Origin of the sequence: Streptomyces sp. Ag82_O1-12 (assembly GCF_900182715.1) — a bacterium.
In the GTDB taxonomy this organism is placed as follows: Bacteria; Actinomycetota; Actinomycetes; order Streptomycetales; family Streptomycetaceae; genus Streptomyces; species Streptomyces massasporeus.
In genome coordinates this window covers 6,778,499-6,791,998 of sequence record NZ_FXUW01000001.1, presented here as the reverse complement: position 1 = coordinate 6,791,998, position 13,500 = coordinate 6,778,499, and the positions used below count along the sequence as shown (strand labels likewise).

Here is a 13,500-nt window from a genome sequence, read left to right as displayed (position 1 = left end):
AGATGAGCACCATCACCACCGAGGAACTCGCGGAAACGACGCTTCTGCGGTTCGCCACCGCCGGTTCCGTCGACGACGGCAAGTCCACCCTCGTGGGCCGGCTGCTGCACGACTCCAAGTCGGTCCTCACCGACCAGCTGGAGGCCGTGGAGCGCGTCTCCGCGAGCCGCGGCCAGGAGGCGCCGGACCTCGCGCTGCTCACCGACGGCCTGCGGGCCGAGCGGGAGCAGGGCATCACGATCGACGTGGCGTACCGCTACTTCGCCACGCCCCGGCGGCGGTTCATCCTCGCCGACACCCCCGGCCACGTGCAGTACACGCGGAACATGGTCACCGGCGCCTCCACCGCCGAGCTGACGGTGATCCTGATCGACGCCCGCAACGGCGTGGTCGAGCAGACCCGCCGGCACGCCGCCCTCGCCGCGCTGCTGCGCGTGCCGCACGTGGTCCTCGCGGTCAACAAGATGGACCTCGCCGGCTACGAGGAGAAGGTGTTCGCCGCCATCGCCGAGGAGTTCACGGCGTACGCGACCGAGCTGGGCGTCCCCGAGGTCACCGCGATCCCGATCTCCGCGCTCGTCGGGGACAACGTGGTGGAGCCCTCCGCCAACATGGACTGGTACGGCGGCCCGACCGTGCTGGAGCACCTGGAGACGGTGCCGGTCAGCCACGACCTGAGCCACTGCCACGCCCGGCTGCCCGTGCAGTACGTGATCCGGCCCCAGGGCCCGGACCACCCGGACTACCGGGGCTACGCCGGTCAGATCGCGGCGGGTTCCTTCCACGTCGGCGAGTCCGTCACGGTGCTGCCGTCGGGCCGCGCCTCGAAGATCTCCGGCATCGACCTGCTGGGCGAGCCGGTGGACGTGGCCTGGACGACGCAGTCGGTGACCCTCCTGCTGGAGGACGACATCGACATCTCGCGCGGCGACCTGATCGTGCCGAGCAAGGACGCGCCCGCGACCACGCAGGACATCGAGGCGACCGTCTGCCATGTCGCCGACGCCCCGCTGACGGTCGGGCACCGGGTGCTGCTCAAGCACGGCACCCGCACGGTCAAGGCGATCGTCAAGGACATCCCGTCCCGCCTCACGCTCGCCGACCTGTCCCTGCACCCGCACCCGGGACAGCTCGTCGCCAACGACATCGGCCGGGTGAAGATCCGTACCGCCGAGCCGCTGCCGGTCGATGCCTACGCCGACTCGCGCCGCACCGGCTCGTTCATCCTGATCGACCCGAACGACGGCACCACCCTCACCGCCGGCATGGTCGGCGAGTCCTTCGCGGCGCCCGAGCCGGTCAAGGACGAGTCCGAGGACGACGGGTGGGACTTCTGACATGACCTCCCCCGACTTCTACTCGATGTTCGCCAAGGAGGGCGGCCGCGTCGGCAGCGGTGCTCTCGGCAGCGGGCAGGGCGGAGTGGCGCGATGTGTGCGCTGACGTACGCGCACTGCCTGCGCGCCCTCACCCCCCACCGCCGTAGACGAAAACCTGCCGACCTCCCGGCCACGACCTGAGAGACCGTGACCGCCGGGCCTGTGAGAGGACCACCTCCCGTGCCTGCTTCATCCGCTCTTCGCCGCGGTTTCGCGGTCATCGCCGCACTTCCCCTGCTCACGCTGGCCGCCTGCGGCTACGGCTCCGAGGCCAAGGACGACGGTGCGGCCAAGGTCGCCGCCGGCGCGAAGAAGATCGACGGTCTCGACAGCGTCAAGATCGGCTACTTCGGCAATCTGACCCACGGAACCGCTCTGGTGGGCGTGCAGAAGGGCTTCTTCCAGAAGGCCCTGGGTGCCACCAAGGTCGATCGCGCGACCTTCAACGCCGGCCCGTCCGAGATCGAGGCGCTCAACTCCGGTTCGATCGACATCGGCTGGATCGGCCCCTCCCCCGCGATCAACGGCTACACCAAGTCTGCCGGCAAGAACCTGCGCATCATCGGCGGTTCGGCGTCCGGCGGCGTGAAGCTGATCGTCAACCCGGACAAGATCAAGTCGCTGAAGGACGTCAAGGGCAAGCGGATCGCGACCCCGCAGCTGGGCAACACGCAGGACGTGGCGTTCCTCAACTGGGCCGCGGAGCAGGGCTGGAAGGTGGACCCGCAGAGCGGCAAGGGCGATGTCACGGTCGTCCGCAGCGACAACAAGGTCACCCCGGACGCCTACAAGGCCGGGTCCGTCGACGGCGCCTGGGTGCCGGAGCCGACCGCGTCGAAGCTGGTCGCCGAGGGCGGCAAGGTGCTGCTCGACGAGGCGTCGCTGTGGCCGGACAAGAAGTTCGTGATCACGAACATCATCGTGCGGCAGGAGTTCCTGAAGGAGCACCCGAAGGTCGTCGAGGCCGTGCTCAAGGGCTCGGTCGAGACCAACAAGTGGATCAACGCCAATCCGGACGCGGCGAAGGCGGCGGCGAACAAGCAGCTGGAGGAGGACTCCGGCAAGGCGCTGCCCGCCGATGTGCTGGACCCGGCGTGGAAGTCCATCCAGTTCACCGACGACCCGCTGGCCTCCACCCTCAACACCGAGGCCGAGCACGCGGTGAAGGCGGGGCTGCTGCAGAAGCCGGACCTCAAGGGCATCTACGACCTCGCGCCGCTGAACAAGGTGCTGAAGGCCGAGGGTGAGCCCGCGGTGGACGACGCCGGTCTCGGCGCGAAGTAAGCCCGCATCCCGAAGCCGCATTGTGAAGAGTTCCCAGGAGGTGACGACCATGGCCACGACCCTCGCCAAGGCCGCCGACGGCACCGAGTCGGCCACGCACGCCGCCCGGATCGAGCACGTGTCGAAGTCGTATCCGGGCCCCGCCGGACAGCAGCTCGTCCTGGACGACATCACCCTCGATGTCGCGCCCGGAGAGTTCGTCACCCTCCTGGGGGCCTCGGGCTGCGGCAAGTCCACCCTGCTCAACCTGGTGGCGGGCCTGGACCGCCCCACCGCCGGCGCGATCGCCACGGACGGCCGGCCGGCGTTGATGTTCCAGGAGCACGCGCTGTTCCCGTGGCTGACCGCGGGCAAGAACATCGAACTCGCCCTGAAGCTGCGGGGCGTGCCGAAGGCCGAGCGCCGGGAGCGTGCCGAGGAGCTGCTCGAACTGGTGCGGCTGAAGGGCGCGTACGGCAAGCGGGTGCACGAACTGTCCGGCGGCATGCGCCAGCGCGTCGCGCTGGCCCGTGCGCTCGCGCAGGAGAGCAAGCTGCTGCTGATGGACGAGCCGTTCGCGGCGCTGGACGCCATCACGCGGGACGTGCTGCACGACGAGCTGACCCGCATCTGGCGCGAGACGCAGGTGTCCGTCCTGTTCGTCACGCACAACGTGCGCGAGGCGGTGCGGCTCGCGCAGCGGGTGGTGCTGCTGTCGTCCCGCCCCGGGCGGATCGCGCGGGAGTGGACGGTCGGCATCCCGCATCCGCGCCGCATCGAGGACACCGCCGTGGCGGAACTGTCCGTCGAGATCACCGAAGAACTGCGTGGGGAGATCCGCCGTCATGGCCAGCACTGATTCGACGACCGTCGCCAAGGACGGCAACGATCTCGCCGGACTGGAGGCGGGCCTCGACGCGCTGGAGACGCGGCAGACCTCCCGGACCCCGTTCCGGCAGACCTTCACCCAGAAGATCCTGCCGCCCGTTCTCGCCGTCGCGCTGGTGCTGGCGGTCTGGCAGGCACTCGTCTCGTTCAAGGTCGTCGACGACCCGACGAAGCTGCCCGCGCCGTCCGCGGTGTGGGACGTCGTCCAGACCGCGTGGCTCCAGGGCGAGTTGCTCGGCTACATCTGGACCAGCGTCTCGCGCGGTCTGCTCGGGTTCCTCTTCGCCCTGGTGATCGGCACGCCGCTGGGCCTGATCGTGGCCCGGGTGAAGTTCATCCGCGCGGCGCTCGGCCCGATCCTGTCGGGCCTGCAGTCCCTGCCGTCGGTCGCCTGGGTTCCGCCGGCGGTGATCTGGCTGGGCCTGAACAACTCGATGATGTACGCGGTGATCCTGCTCGGCGCGGTCCCCTCGATCGCCAACGGCCTGGTCTCCGGCGTCGACCAGGTGCCCCCGCTGTTCCTGCGCGCGGGCCGCACGCTCGGCGCCACGGGCCTGAAGGGCACCTGGCACATCGTCCTGCCCGCCGCCCTGCCCGGCTACGTGGCGGGCCTGAAGCAGGGCTGGGCCTTCTCCTGGCGCTCCCTGATGGCCGCCGAGATCATCGCGTCCTTCCCCGACCTCGGCGTCGGCCTCGGCCAGTTGCTGGAGAACGGCCGCAACGCCAGCGACATGGCCATGGTGTTCGAGGCGATCCTGCTCATCCTGATCGTCGGCATCGCCATCGACCTGCTGATCTTCAGCCCGCTGGAGCGGTGGGTGCTGCGCAGCCGCGGCCTGCTGGTGAAGAACTGAGTCCCATGACCGACAAGCCCGTCCTCCTCGTCATCGCCCACGGCAGCCGCGACCCGCGCCATGCCGCGACGGTGCACGCCCTGGTGCGCCGGGTGCGCGCGACGCGCCCCGACGTACGGGTGGAGACGGGCTTCCTGGACTTCAACGTCCCCTCGGTACAGGGGGTCCTGGAGTCCCTCGCGGTGCAGGGCGTCCGCGACGTCGTCGCCCTGCCGCTGCTCCTCACCCGGGCGTTCCACGCGAAGGCGGACATCCCCGCGGTCCTCGCGGACGCGCCCCCGCAGCTGCGCATCCACCAGGCGGACGTCCTGGGCCCTTCCCCGCTGCTCGTGGCAGCGCTGGAACGACGTCTGTACGAGGCGGGCCTGACGCCCGCCGACAAGTCCTCGACCGGGGTCGTCCTGGCCTCGGCGGGGTCCACCGACCCGGAGGCGATCGCAGTGATCGCAGAAATCGCGCGGGAGTGGCGGCACACCGGTTGGTGCGCCGTGCGGCCTGCGTTCGCCTCCGCATCCCTTCCCCGCACGGAGGACGCCGTCCGCGAACTCCGCGCACTCGGCTGCTCCCGGGTCGCCGTCTCCCCGTACGTCCTGGCCCCCGGCTTCCTCCCGGACCGCATCGCCCGGGGCGCGGCCGGGGCGGACGTCCTGGCGGATGTCCTGGGACCGGCGCCGGAGGTGGCGCGGGTGGTGCTTCAGCGGTACGAGGCGGCCCGGATGCCGCTGCCGGCGGCCGTGAGCGCCTGACGGGTCACGCCGCTGTCTCCTCGTGCGGTTCCGGCTGGAGGGCGAAGGAGTACGGGGCCCACGGGCCGCTGATCTCCACGCGGAGGCCGGGGACGCCCTGGGCGGCCGTGAGGATGCCCGTGCGGAACGCGGTGACCCTACCCTTCGGGACGAGGTAGGCGTCGTTGCCGATGTTGGTGCCGGGGGCCGTGCCCGCCAGGCTGCCGCGTTCGGGGATGTGGGTGACGCGGTCGACGGCCAGGGCCCGAGCCGTTTCGGTGAGGCGGGCGGCCGCTTGGGCGACCGTACGCCAGGCCTCCTCGTTCCTGCGCTGTCTGCGGCGGCGGATCACCTGGTAGGCGCGCCCGACGCCGAGGCCCGTGACCGGGTCCTGCTCGGGGACGGTGTCGGCCTCGGGCGGGGTGATGTCCGGGGCGGCGTAGATCTTGACGCCGAGTTCGACGTGGCCCGTGAGGCGGTCGAGCAGGGAGAGGAAGTAGCCGCGGCGGGTGTCGAGGGCCTGCCGGGCGGTGTCCTCGTCGCGGTAGACGGTGGCGAGTCGCAGGGGCAGCACGGCGGCGCCGGAGGCCACCAGGGCGGCCACCACGGCGTGATGGGAGCGGACCGTGGACTCCAGCCAGTCCAGGTCGTCGAGATGGGCCTGGAGGGGGGCGTCGTCGTAGTCGGCGGGCGGGACGTGGCCGACGGCGAAGGCGAGCGGCGGGCTGGTGACCGCCGGGTCGACCAGCTGGATCGGCTCCCCGGCGACACCGCGCAGATGAGCCGTGGCCGCGGCGGCCTCGGGGGTGCGGCGCAGGACCGCGTAGGCGTAGACGAGGTTCGTGTCGCTCATGTGCGGGCTCCTGTCGGTGGCCGTGCGATTCCTCTCGCGAGACTCCGTTCTCGTGCCGTCCGTCGGTAGGTACGCAGCGGACGGCGGAGATGTTCACGGGGACGACCGACGGGTTGGCCCGGCCCCGGAGGGCGGGGCCCGCATGACGTCGTGCACGCCCTGCCCGGGGGGCGGCGCGTCAGGTGGCCCGTTCGCTGAACGGGGTCGCCTGGTGGAAGTAGAGCAGCCAGCGTCCCTCCGTGCGCCGCCAGAGCGAACTGCGGTGCGCGCGGCTGCCGTCGTACTCGGTGTCGTAGGTGAGGTGGACCAGGTCCGGGGCGAGCTGCACGCCTCTGAGGGCGGAGACGGCGACGGGCCGGGCGCCGGTCTCGGTGGTCGCGGCCAGGGAGGCGATGATCGCGGCCCGGCTCCAGTGCCGGCCGGAGGCGCCGAACTCGTGGAAGTCGGGGTGCAGCAGCGCCCCGACCCGGTCGGGCGAGCGGCGGACCTTGGGGGTCAGCAGGGCGAGTTCGCCCTCCATCGCGGACTCGACGGCCGGGTGGTGCTCAGGCACCGGTCATCTCCACGAGCTTGACGACCGTGTTCCAGTTGCGGGTGGTGGCGATCACGCCCTTGTTGATGCGCGGTTTCGACAGGTGTTCGGCCAGCTTGGAGCGGCCCAGGCCGTTGGGGGCGTACAGGTACAGGGCCCGGTCGCCGAGGCGGAACTCCTCGGGGAGGTAGGCCTCCTGGTCGATCTCCGCGAAGCGGCCGGGGGTGACGGGGGCGGAGAAGTAGGTGACGTGGAGCTGCTTGGGCTCCAGGTCGGCGGCCGGGAACGGGCAGGCTTCGGCGATCGCCCGCAGATAGGCGTGGTCGCGCACGATCACGTCGACGCCGAAGCCGAAGTGCTTCTCGACGGCCCGCGCGATCTCACCGGCCAGCGACTCCTCGTCGCCGTGGCCGGAGGCGAACACGGCCTGGCCGCTCTGCAGGTACGTACGGACGTCGTCGAGGCCGAGGTCCGCCAGGAGCGTGCGCAGGTCGGCCATGGGGACCTTCCTGCTGCCGCCCACGTTGATGCCGCGCAGCAGGGCCGCGTATGTCGTCGTCATCCGCTCACGATAAGGCGGCCGTCGTGCCCCGTGGGGGTGGGCACGACGGCCGCCGCGGGCAGCTGCCCGGCCCCGTAAATTACTCACCGGTCAATGCGGGGCACAACCGTCTGTCCAGGATCCACACACCCGGGGAGCCGGACATGTCCGGCGATAGGTGTAAGGGACCACGGTCCGTGGAGGTCCTCCCCAGTGGGGAGGGGGCTCGCTCCATGGGGATTCGTCGTCCTGGCGATGAGGCCCGGTTCGGCTGCCGGCCGGGTCGACGTCAAGGACAGCGACCAGCTGAAGGGCGAGACGCACACCGCCGCGCGGATCGTCGAGGACGCCGGCATCGACGAGCCGGCCATTGATGGAGCACCGGCCGGCCCTGTTCCCGCGGCGGGTGGTCACCACTGGCCGCTGCCCACCAGGTAGGCGATGTCCGCGAGGACGGCCAGGATCAGGGCGGGGATCGCCAGGCCCTTCGCCACCGAGGTCAGCGTGTGCGTGCCGCTCGCCGCCTGCCTCGTGTAGTGCTCGCGCCGTGTGCCCAGGTCGTGCCGGGCGAACGCGCCGACGGCCAGCGCCGCAGCGCCGGTGATCAGGCACACGATGAGCGGTGTGAGTGCTCCCTGCTCGTGGATGTTGTTCTCGACGTTGCCGGACGGCCCCGCGTCGGCCCGCGCGACGACGGCGACCACCCCCCTCTGGATGGTCATGATGAGCATGGCGAGCGCCGTGACGGCGAGGGCGAGGGCGGCACCGGCAAGGGCGGGAGCGCGCCGGGAGGAGGTCTTCCGGTCCGTTCGCTCCTGGTCCGCAGGGGGCCTGGGCGGCTCCTTGGGCTGGGACGGGATGTGCGGGGGCTCGATGACCACCGTGCGCTGTTTGTCTCTGGGCCGGGGCTTCGGCGTCGGCGAGTCGTTCAAGGCGTCCGGTTCGCCTCTCGTGGGACCGTCCTCGTCCGCCGGGGTCACCTCCGCCTCGACGTGGATCACCGACTCGTCGGCCACACCCTTCAGCAGAATGTCGCCGGAGAGGCGCCCCGTGGCAGCCGTGTCGACGTGGACCTCCAGACCGCTGCGGGTCGGATCGACCCGCAGCCAGGGCTGCTTGGGCTGGGCCACGCAGTGACGCGCCAGCGGTGGGCCGTGCATGGTCACGGACCGCTTGGGAGCGTGCGAGCCCCTCGGTACCCGGCCGAAGTCCAGGTGGTCCGGGGAGGGTGCCAGGCGAATCTCGCGCAGAGCGTCGGCCGCCTGATCGGCGAGCGGCTGGACTTCGTTCTGGGCGACCTCCGCCAGGTGCTGACGCGCCCCTTCCGCCACGGGCACCTCGGGGCGCCGCAGTCGGGTGCACAACTCCGTGACAGCGCCCCGCCGGGTGAGGAACTCGTCGCTGTTCATGGCCGCCCGCAAGGAGGGCGGCGAGGGGATGGCAACGATCTTGATGCCGGGACGCCGACTGTGTGCCAGATGCAGCTCCCCTTGCAGCTCCGCCGCCTTCTTCGGTGTCTGGTGGGGGTTCTGCTCCCGTACGTGTCGGTAGACGTATTCGTACAGGTCGTCGAGGGAGACGTTGCCGTCCGCGTCGAGGTCGGCCTCGCCGGTCTCCAGGCCTTCGACCACCGCGTGCGTGAACACCGAGGGCCGCGGCGCGGAGTTCTCGGCGAGTTCGTTGCCCTCGAAGGAGTACTCCATGGAGTCGGACGCGGTGATGACGGCCCAGCCCCGCCCGCTGGCCGGCTCGTCCTTCGCGAACGACTCGAGGACGTTGACCTCTCCCGAGGCGCGCACGGAGGCCGAGCCCCGGGAGAAGGCTCCGCCGTAGCAGCAGTCGAGGAACAGGACGCTGCGGCCCGCCCGGGTGGCGGACATGCAGCCACGGACGAACTGGGAGGGGACAGCGGTGGCGGCCAGCAGCGGGGGCTCGGTGTCGCTCGCGGCGAAGTACAGCTCGCCGGACTCGCTCTTGAGGCCGTGGCAGGAGAAGTGCAGCAGGAGCGTGTCGGCGCGGCGGCGGTCGTTGAAGAAGCCCTGGATGCGCCTGCGCATGAGGTCGGCCGAGGCGTTGTGCACGACCTCCACCTCGAAGTCGCCGATCTGCGGGTCGTGCAGCACCCGTTCGAGAGCCGCGGCGTCCTGGGCGGGTGCCTTGAGCTTCTTGAGCCCCTGGTCGGCGTACCGGTCGTTGGCGATGATCAGCGCGTATCTGGAATCCGTCATGTCTCGGCTCCAGCTCTGGAATGGCGCTCGACGAAGATCTTGAACGCCTCCGTGACCTGATCGTCGGTCGCCTCGGACACCTCCAGGACGTCGTCCCCCATCCGCAGGTGCAAGGACGGGTGGGTGTCATGGCGACGGCCCATCCACGACCGGATCACGGTCATCACCTGGTTCAGGGCGGTCGCCGAGCTGCCCAGGGTCACCAGCAGGGCGCCGATCTGGGTGACGTCCACGGCTCGCGTTCCGGGCGGGGCCTCTCCGCCGGGGAGCGTGGTGACGTCGTCCACGTCGAGATCGAGCAGTTCCTCGCGCAGATAGCCGGTGAGCTCCGCGACGCGCTCGGCTTCCGCGTCCTCTTCGGTGAGGAGGATGTGCAGTTCGTTCTCCACCGGGTCACCCCCTTGTTCGTCCGTCGGGGCGGCGCAGAGTCGGAAGTGTCGGTGGGCTCTACGTCATCATCTACAGTTTCCGCTGCTCAGAGCAGGGTGGCAAGTCACCCGAGACGGAATGAAATTGACGGCTCAACCGTAAAAGTTCCTCGTTCAACTTGGGATGGCCCAGGTTCGCGAACGGGCCCTACACCAGCCGCCGCACCTGGAGCACCCGCTCGTCGCAGCGCACGATCTCCAGCTCCCGGTCCGGGCGGGCGCCCCCGAAAGAGAGCACGAGGTGACGGTCCGACACGAGCCGCCAATGGCCGGGCACGGCTCCGGGGGCGTCACCGTGTCCCAGCGGGTGGTCGACGAAGCCGCCGCCGGGTGCGAACTCCATGCCGCGGCGCCCGCGCGCGGGCGGGAAGGGGAAGTCGTCCGGCCGGTAGACCCGCACGTCCTCGTGGTCCTCCTCGTAGGAGTGGAGCCACGAGCGGAACAGACCCGGCGGGGGCTCTCGCATGACCCGGCCACCTCACTCGTCGGACACGGTACGTATTGTCTCTCTTACGCCAAAGTGGCTAGAATTATCAGTGTATGGGTTCGGAGGGAACGGGCAACCGACCGCTCCGCCCGACGTCGCCCGGCCCTCGCGACGCGTCTCAGACGCGCAGTTCCGCAGCCGCGTGCGCGGCACAACCCCGCTCCCCTCGAAGGGCACGCCATGTCCGATGCGCAGGCATTCCTTCGCGCCACCTCGCCCGACTACAGCCGCTGGTGCGGCGCCATGGAGGTGCACCGCAGACTCCTCAGCCTCAACCCGGAATACGCCGAGAACCGGGCCCTGATCGAGAACACGGCGTTCGCCTACGAGTCGATGGAGCAGGTCACCGCCCGGCAGGGCCCGATCGACATCCCCGTCGTCGTGCACGTCGTGCACAGCACCCCCGAGCAGAACGTGAGCGACGCCCAGATCCACAGTCAGATCGACGTCCTGAACCAGGACTTCCGCGCGAGCAACCCGGATGTGAGCAAGGTGCCCGCGGTCTGGCAGGACCTGGTGGCCGACGCGCGCCTGCAGTTCCACCTCGCCCGGACCGACCCGCTGGGCCGCCCAACGGACGGCATCACGCGCACCGAGAGCGCGGTCGACGACTGGGGCACCGACGACCTGGTCAAGTTCAGCCTGAGCGGCGGCCAGGACGCCTGGCCCGCGGACATCTACCTGAACCTCTGGGTCTGCCGGCTGACCCGCGGACTGCTGGGCTACGCCCAGTTCCCGGGCGGCGCCGCCTCCACGGACGGCGTGGTCATCACCCACACCGCCCTCGGGACCACCGGTACCGCGACGGCCCCCTTCGACGGCGGTCGCACGGCGGTGCACGAGATAGGGCACTGGCTGAACCTGCGGCACATCTGGGGTGACGACGACGAGGGGTGCAGCGGCAGCGACTTCGTGGCGGACACCCCCAACCAGGGCGGCGCGAACGCCGGTTCCCCCACCTTCCCCCATGTGACGTGCGGCAACGGACCGGACGGCGACATGTTCATGAACTACATGGACTACACGGACGACGCCGCGATGTTCATGTTCACCAAGGGCCAGTCGGCGCGCATGGACGCCACGCTCGACAACGCCCGCCTGACCCTGACCCGTCAGGCCGTCGCGGTGTGACGACGGCCCGACGCGACAACGGCGGTCCTAGCCCCGTGCCGCGGCCAGTTCGGCCTCGATGAGGTCGGCCGCGCGCCTGGTGCCACCCTCCTGGGCCGTCTGCGCCTGGAGTTCCTTCAGACGGCGGGCCACCTCCGGGTCGCCGACCAGGGCGAGGGCCGCCGCGCGCAGGGTCTTTGCGGTCGCCTCCTCGGTGGGCACGCAGCGGGCGACGCCGAGACCCTGGAGCGTCTGCGCGTTGTGGAACTGGTCCGCTGCCTGCGGTACGGCGATCATCGGCGTGGCGGTGACCAGGCCCTCCTGGCTGCCGCCCATGCCGGCGTGCGTGACGAACAGATCGGCCTGCCTCAGGATCGCCGGCTGCGGCACCCAGGAGTGCACCTCGACGTCGGCCGGGACGTCCGCGAACTCGGCCGGGTCGACGTGCTTGCCGACCGAGAGCACCAGGTGCCAGCCCGGCAGGTCGGCGAACGCCTTGACGCACTCCCGGTAGAAGCCGGGCTGCTTGGTGAAGGCCGACCCGAGGGACACGAGCGCGACCTTCTCTGCGGCGGCCGGCCGCTGCCAGCCGCCCTCGGCGGTGCGGTCACCCTGGCAGGCTCCGACGAAGGAGTACACGCTGTGGTCGACGCGGTCCGCGTTCGGCTGGAGCGCCTTGGGGAGCAGGACGATCGAGCGGTCGGGCCGGCCCCCGAAGTCGTCGGGGTGCCGGTCGATCCCGTTCTCCTCGAGCCAGGCCTGGAAGCGGGCGTAGTAGGCGCGGCCGCGTTCGGTCTTCTTCGGCTCCTCCCACATGGGCCGGGCGACCTCCTCCTCGTACCCCTCCCAGGCGACCATGGCCGGCGAGAGGGAGACCGCGGGGACGCCCCAGCGGTGGGCGAGGACCCGGCCCGGGTAGGAGGCGATGTCGTGCAGCACGAGGTCCGGTTCGTCACCCTCGTAGGCCTCGATCAGCTGCGGGAGGGCCTGGATCGCGTCGGCGAGGAACGGCTCCACGTTGTCCAGCAGGGTGCTCCCCCATGCCTCCGGGTCGTCGTCGGGGGAGGGCAGCGTCGAGTTCCAGGGCTTCACCTCGGCGCCGGTGTCCGCGACCTTGTCCGCGAAGACGGGCGGGATCGCGTAGGTCACCCGGTGGCCGCGCGCCACGAGTTCGCGGATCACCTCCAGGCTCGGGTTCACGTGGCCGTGGGCGGCGATGGAGAACATGGCGATGTGGGCGCGACTGGTCATGCGTCGACCGTCCGCGAGACGAGACGTCTCGTGCAAGCTCTTTGTGTTCACGCCGTCAGCGCCTCGTGCAGCCGCAGCCACCGCCCGGGCGTCACCTCGCCCACCAGCACCCCGGGATCCAGGCCGGCGGCCCGGAACGAGACGTCCACCCGCCGCCTCGGGTGGGCCCGCCGCAAGGAGGCGTGCAGCGAACCGCCGACCCCGGAGAAGCCCAGCTCGACCAGGCACCGCCAGCTCCGGTACGCGGTGTCGTCGAGCAGCGGGGTGGCACGCCGTTCGATGCGCAGCACTCCGGCGTCCACGCGGGGGACGGGCCGGAAGGCGCGCCGGCCGACCCGTTCGAGCAGCCGCCACTCGTAGCGGGGCCAGGTCCGGACCGTCAGCAGCGTCCAGTTGCCGTAGCCCCCCGCGCGTTTGCGGGCGTACTCGAGCTGGGTGAGCAGGGTGGCGTCGGTGAGGGCGGGACCGCGCAGACACCAGTCGACGACGGCGGCAGTCCGGGAGAACGGCACGTTCCCGGCGACCGAGAAGGGCGTGCGCGGCGGGTGCCCGGCGAGGAAGTCCCCGCGGACGACGCGTACGTGCGGCGTGCCGGAGAGGCGGCCGCGCAGGACGGATACGAGGCGCGGGTCGATCTCGTACGCGCGCAACTCCTGGCAGCGCCGGGCCAGTGGAAAGGTCAACGCGCCTTTACCGGCTCCGACTTCGAGCAGCAGCGGGATCGGCAGATCCTGTGGGACGGCGAGCCGGGCGAATCGTTCGGCGGTGGCGCGGTCGGCGAGGAAATTCTGCGAAAGAGCGCGGGAGGTCGCGGTGGGGCGGGCCATGGCCTGCGGTCCTTGTCTTCCGTGAGGTGGAAAAGGGCAGCGGAGGGCCCTGACCGGAAGACGGAGAAGAACGGGGAGGAGCGCCGGCCTCGAAGGCTCAGCGGGCGTGGCTCCCCGGGCCGGTCAGGGCTCCG

Annotated in this window: 15 protein-coding genes; 7 read left to right on the top strand and 8 right to left on the bottom strand. The window is 70.9% G+C overall.

All coding sequences use genetic code 11. From position 1 onward, the window contains the following. Window positions 1–2 precede the first annotated feature (2 nt). The 5 genes from QOL88_RS31010 to QOL88_RS30990 all read left to right on the top strand — a co-directional run bounded on the left by QOL88_RS31010 (window position 3) and on the right by QOL88_RS30990 (window position 5,130). Entirely contained in the window at window positions 3–1,337 is a 1,335-nt protein-coding gene (locus QOL88_RS31010; RefSeq protein ID WP_097221578.1) for a sulfate adenylyltransferase subunit 1, read from the top strand. A gap of 222 nt (window positions 1,338–1,559) precedes the next feature. Then, entirely contained in the window at window positions 1,560–2,663 is a 1,104-nt protein-coding gene (locus QOL88_RS31005) for an ABC transporter substrate-binding protein (RefSeq protein WP_097221577.1), read from the top strand. 49 nt (window positions 2,664–2,712) lie between these two features. Next, complete coding sequence (locus QOL88_RS31000; protein ID WP_097221576.1) at window positions 2,713–3,501, top strand: ABC transporter ATP-binding protein; 789 nt, start codon at window positions 2,713–2,715, stop codon at window positions 3,499–3,501. Further along, a complete protein-coding gene (locus QOL88_RS30995; protein WP_097221575.1) occupies window positions 3,488–4,384 on the top strand; it encodes an ABC transporter permease in 897 nt (298 codons plus the stop codon). Before QOL88_RS31000 ends, QOL88_RS30995 begins: the two co-directional genes overlap by 14 nt. A gap of 5 nt (window positions 4,385–4,389) precedes the next feature. Further along, window positions 4,390–5,130 carry a sirohydrochlorin chelatase gene (locus tag QOL88_RS30990; protein WP_097221574.1) on the top strand — a complete coding sequence of 247 codons (741 nt, stop codon included), beginning with the start codon at window positions 4,390–4,392 and terminating at the stop codon, window positions 5,128–5,130. 4 nt (window positions 5,131–5,134) lie between these two features. Here the strand turns inward: QOL88_RS30990 and QOL88_RS30985 are convergent, their stop codons facing one another. From QOL88_RS30985 to QOL88_RS30975, 3 genes are all read right to left on the bottom strand, one after another. Beyond that, complete coding sequence (locus QOL88_RS30985; RefSeq protein ID WP_097221573.1) at window positions 5,135–5,962, bottom strand: GvpL/GvpF family gas vesicle protein; 828 nt, start codon at window positions 5,960–5,962, stop codon at window positions 5,135–5,137. A 178-nt stretch (window positions 5,963–6,140) separates the two neighbouring features. After that, on the bottom strand, window positions 6,141–6,515 hold the full coding sequence (locus QOL88_RS30980) for a nuclear transport factor 2 family protein (protein ID WP_097221572.1): 375 nt from the start codon (window positions 6,513–6,515) through the stop codon (window positions 6,141–6,143). Next, window positions 6,508–7,056, bottom strand: a complete 549-nt coding sequence (locus QOL88_RS30975) for a DUF1697 domain-containing protein (RefSeq protein WP_097221571.1) — start codon at window positions 7,054–7,056, stop codon at window positions 6,508–6,510. Before QOL88_RS30975 ends, QOL88_RS30980 begins: the two co-directional genes overlap by 8 nt. 234 nt (window positions 7,057–7,290) lie before the next feature. Between QOL88_RS30975 and QOL88_RS30970 the strand changes: the two genes are divergently transcribed. Beyond that, entirely contained in the window at window positions 7,291–7,473 is a 183-nt protein-coding gene (locus QOL88_RS30970) for a hypothetical protein (protein ID WP_097221570.1), read from the top strand. Here QOL88_RS30970 and QOL88_RS30965 read toward each other — a convergent pair. The 3 genes from QOL88_RS30965 to QOL88_RS30955 all read right to left on the bottom strand — a co-directional run bounded on the left by QOL88_RS30965 (window position 7,446) and on the right by QOL88_RS30955 (window position 10,157). After that, window positions 7,446–9,263, bottom strand: a complete 1,818-nt coding sequence (locus QOL88_RS30965) for a caspase family protein (RefSeq protein WP_097221569.1) — start codon at window positions 9,261–9,263, stop codon at window positions 7,446–7,448. The genes QOL88_RS30970 and QOL88_RS30965 overlap by 28 nt on opposite strands. Beyond that, entirely contained in the window at window positions 9,260–9,652 is a 393-nt protein-coding gene (locus QOL88_RS30960; protein ID WP_097221568.1) for a hypothetical protein, read from the bottom strand. Before QOL88_RS30960 ends, QOL88_RS30965 begins: the two co-directional genes overlap by 4 nt. Before the next feature lie 187 nt (window positions 9,653–9,839). Then, a complete protein-coding gene (locus QOL88_RS30955; protein WP_097221567.1) occupies window positions 9,840–10,157 on the bottom strand; it encodes a hypothetical protein in 318 nt (105 codons plus the stop codon). Window positions 10,158–10,358: 201 nt separating this feature from the next. Here QOL88_RS30955 and QOL88_RS30950 point away from each other — a divergent pair, with 201 nt between their 5' ends. Further along, window positions 10,359–11,309, top strand: a complete 951-nt coding sequence (locus QOL88_RS30950; protein WP_097221566.1) for a zinc metalloprotease — start codon at window positions 10,359–10,361, stop codon at window positions 11,307–11,309. Between the two features lie 27 nt (window positions 11,310–11,336). On the opposite strand, the gene mgt is transcribed toward QOL88_RS30950, so the two are convergent. Both mgt and erm read right to left on the bottom strand, forming a co-directional pair. Further along, on the bottom strand, window positions 11,337–12,590 hold the full coding sequence (gene mgt / locus QOL88_RS30945) for a macrolide-inactivating glycosyltransferase (RefSeq protein ID WP_097221565.1): 1,254 nt from the start codon (window positions 12,588–12,590) through the stop codon (window positions 11,337–11,339). Continuing rightward, a complete protein-coding gene (erm, locus tag QOL88_RS30940) occupies window positions 12,587–13,366 on the bottom strand; it encodes an ErmE/ErmH/ErmO/ErmR family 23S rRNA (adenine(2058)-N(6))-methyltransferase (protein ID WP_283445912.1) in 780 nt (259 codons plus the stop codon). The genes mgt and erm overlap by 4 nt, the downstream gene beginning before the upstream one ends. Between the last annotated feature and the right edge of the window lie 134 nt (window positions 13,367–13,500).

Excerpts from the sequence above, each read along its gene's own strand:
- erm (WP_283445912.1), bottom strand. The coding sequence starts at position 13,366 with ATGGCCCGCCCCACCGCGACCTCCCGCGCTCTTTCGCAGAATTTCCTC.
- QOL88_RS30955 (WP_097221567.1), bottom strand. The coding sequence starts at position 10,157 with ATGCGAGAGCCCCCGCCGGGTCTGTTCCGCTCGTGGCTCCACTCCTAC.
- QOL88_RS30995 (WP_097221575.1), top strand. The coding sequence starts at position 3,488 with ATGGCCAGCACTGATTCGACGACCGTCGCCAAGGACGGCAACGATCTC.
- QOL88_RS30950 (WP_097221566.1), top strand. The coding sequence starts at position 10,359 with ATGTCCGATGCGCAGGCATTCCTTCGCGCCACCTCGCCCGACTACAGC.
- QOL88_RS30975 (WP_097221571.1), bottom strand. The coding sequence starts at position 7,056 with ATGACGACGACATACGCGGCCCTGCTGCGCGGCATCAACGTGGGCGGC.
- QOL88_RS30985 (WP_097221573.1), bottom strand. The coding sequence starts at position 5,962 with ATGAGCGACACGAACCTCGTCTACGCCTACGCGGTCCTGCGCCGCACC.
- QOL88_RS30965 (WP_097221569.1), bottom strand. The coding sequence starts at position 9,263 with ATGACGGATTCCAGATACGCGCTGATCATCGCCAACGACCGGTACGCC.
- QOL88_RS30970 (WP_097221570.1), top strand. The coding sequence starts at position 7,291 with ATGAGGCCCGGTTCGGCTGCCGGCCGGGTCGACGTCAAGGACAGCGAC.
- QOL88_RS31000 (WP_097221576.1), top strand. The coding sequence starts at position 2,713 with ATGGCCACGACCCTCGCCAAGGCCGCCGACGGCACCGAGTCGGCCACG.
- QOL88_RS31010 (WP_097221578.1), top strand. The coding sequence starts at position 3 with ATGAGCACCATCACCACCGAGGAACTCGCGGAAACGACGCTTCTGCGG.
- QOL88_RS30990 (WP_097221574.1), top strand. The coding sequence starts at position 4,390 with ATGACCGACAAGCCCGTCCTCCTCGTCATCGCCCACGGCAGCCGCGAC.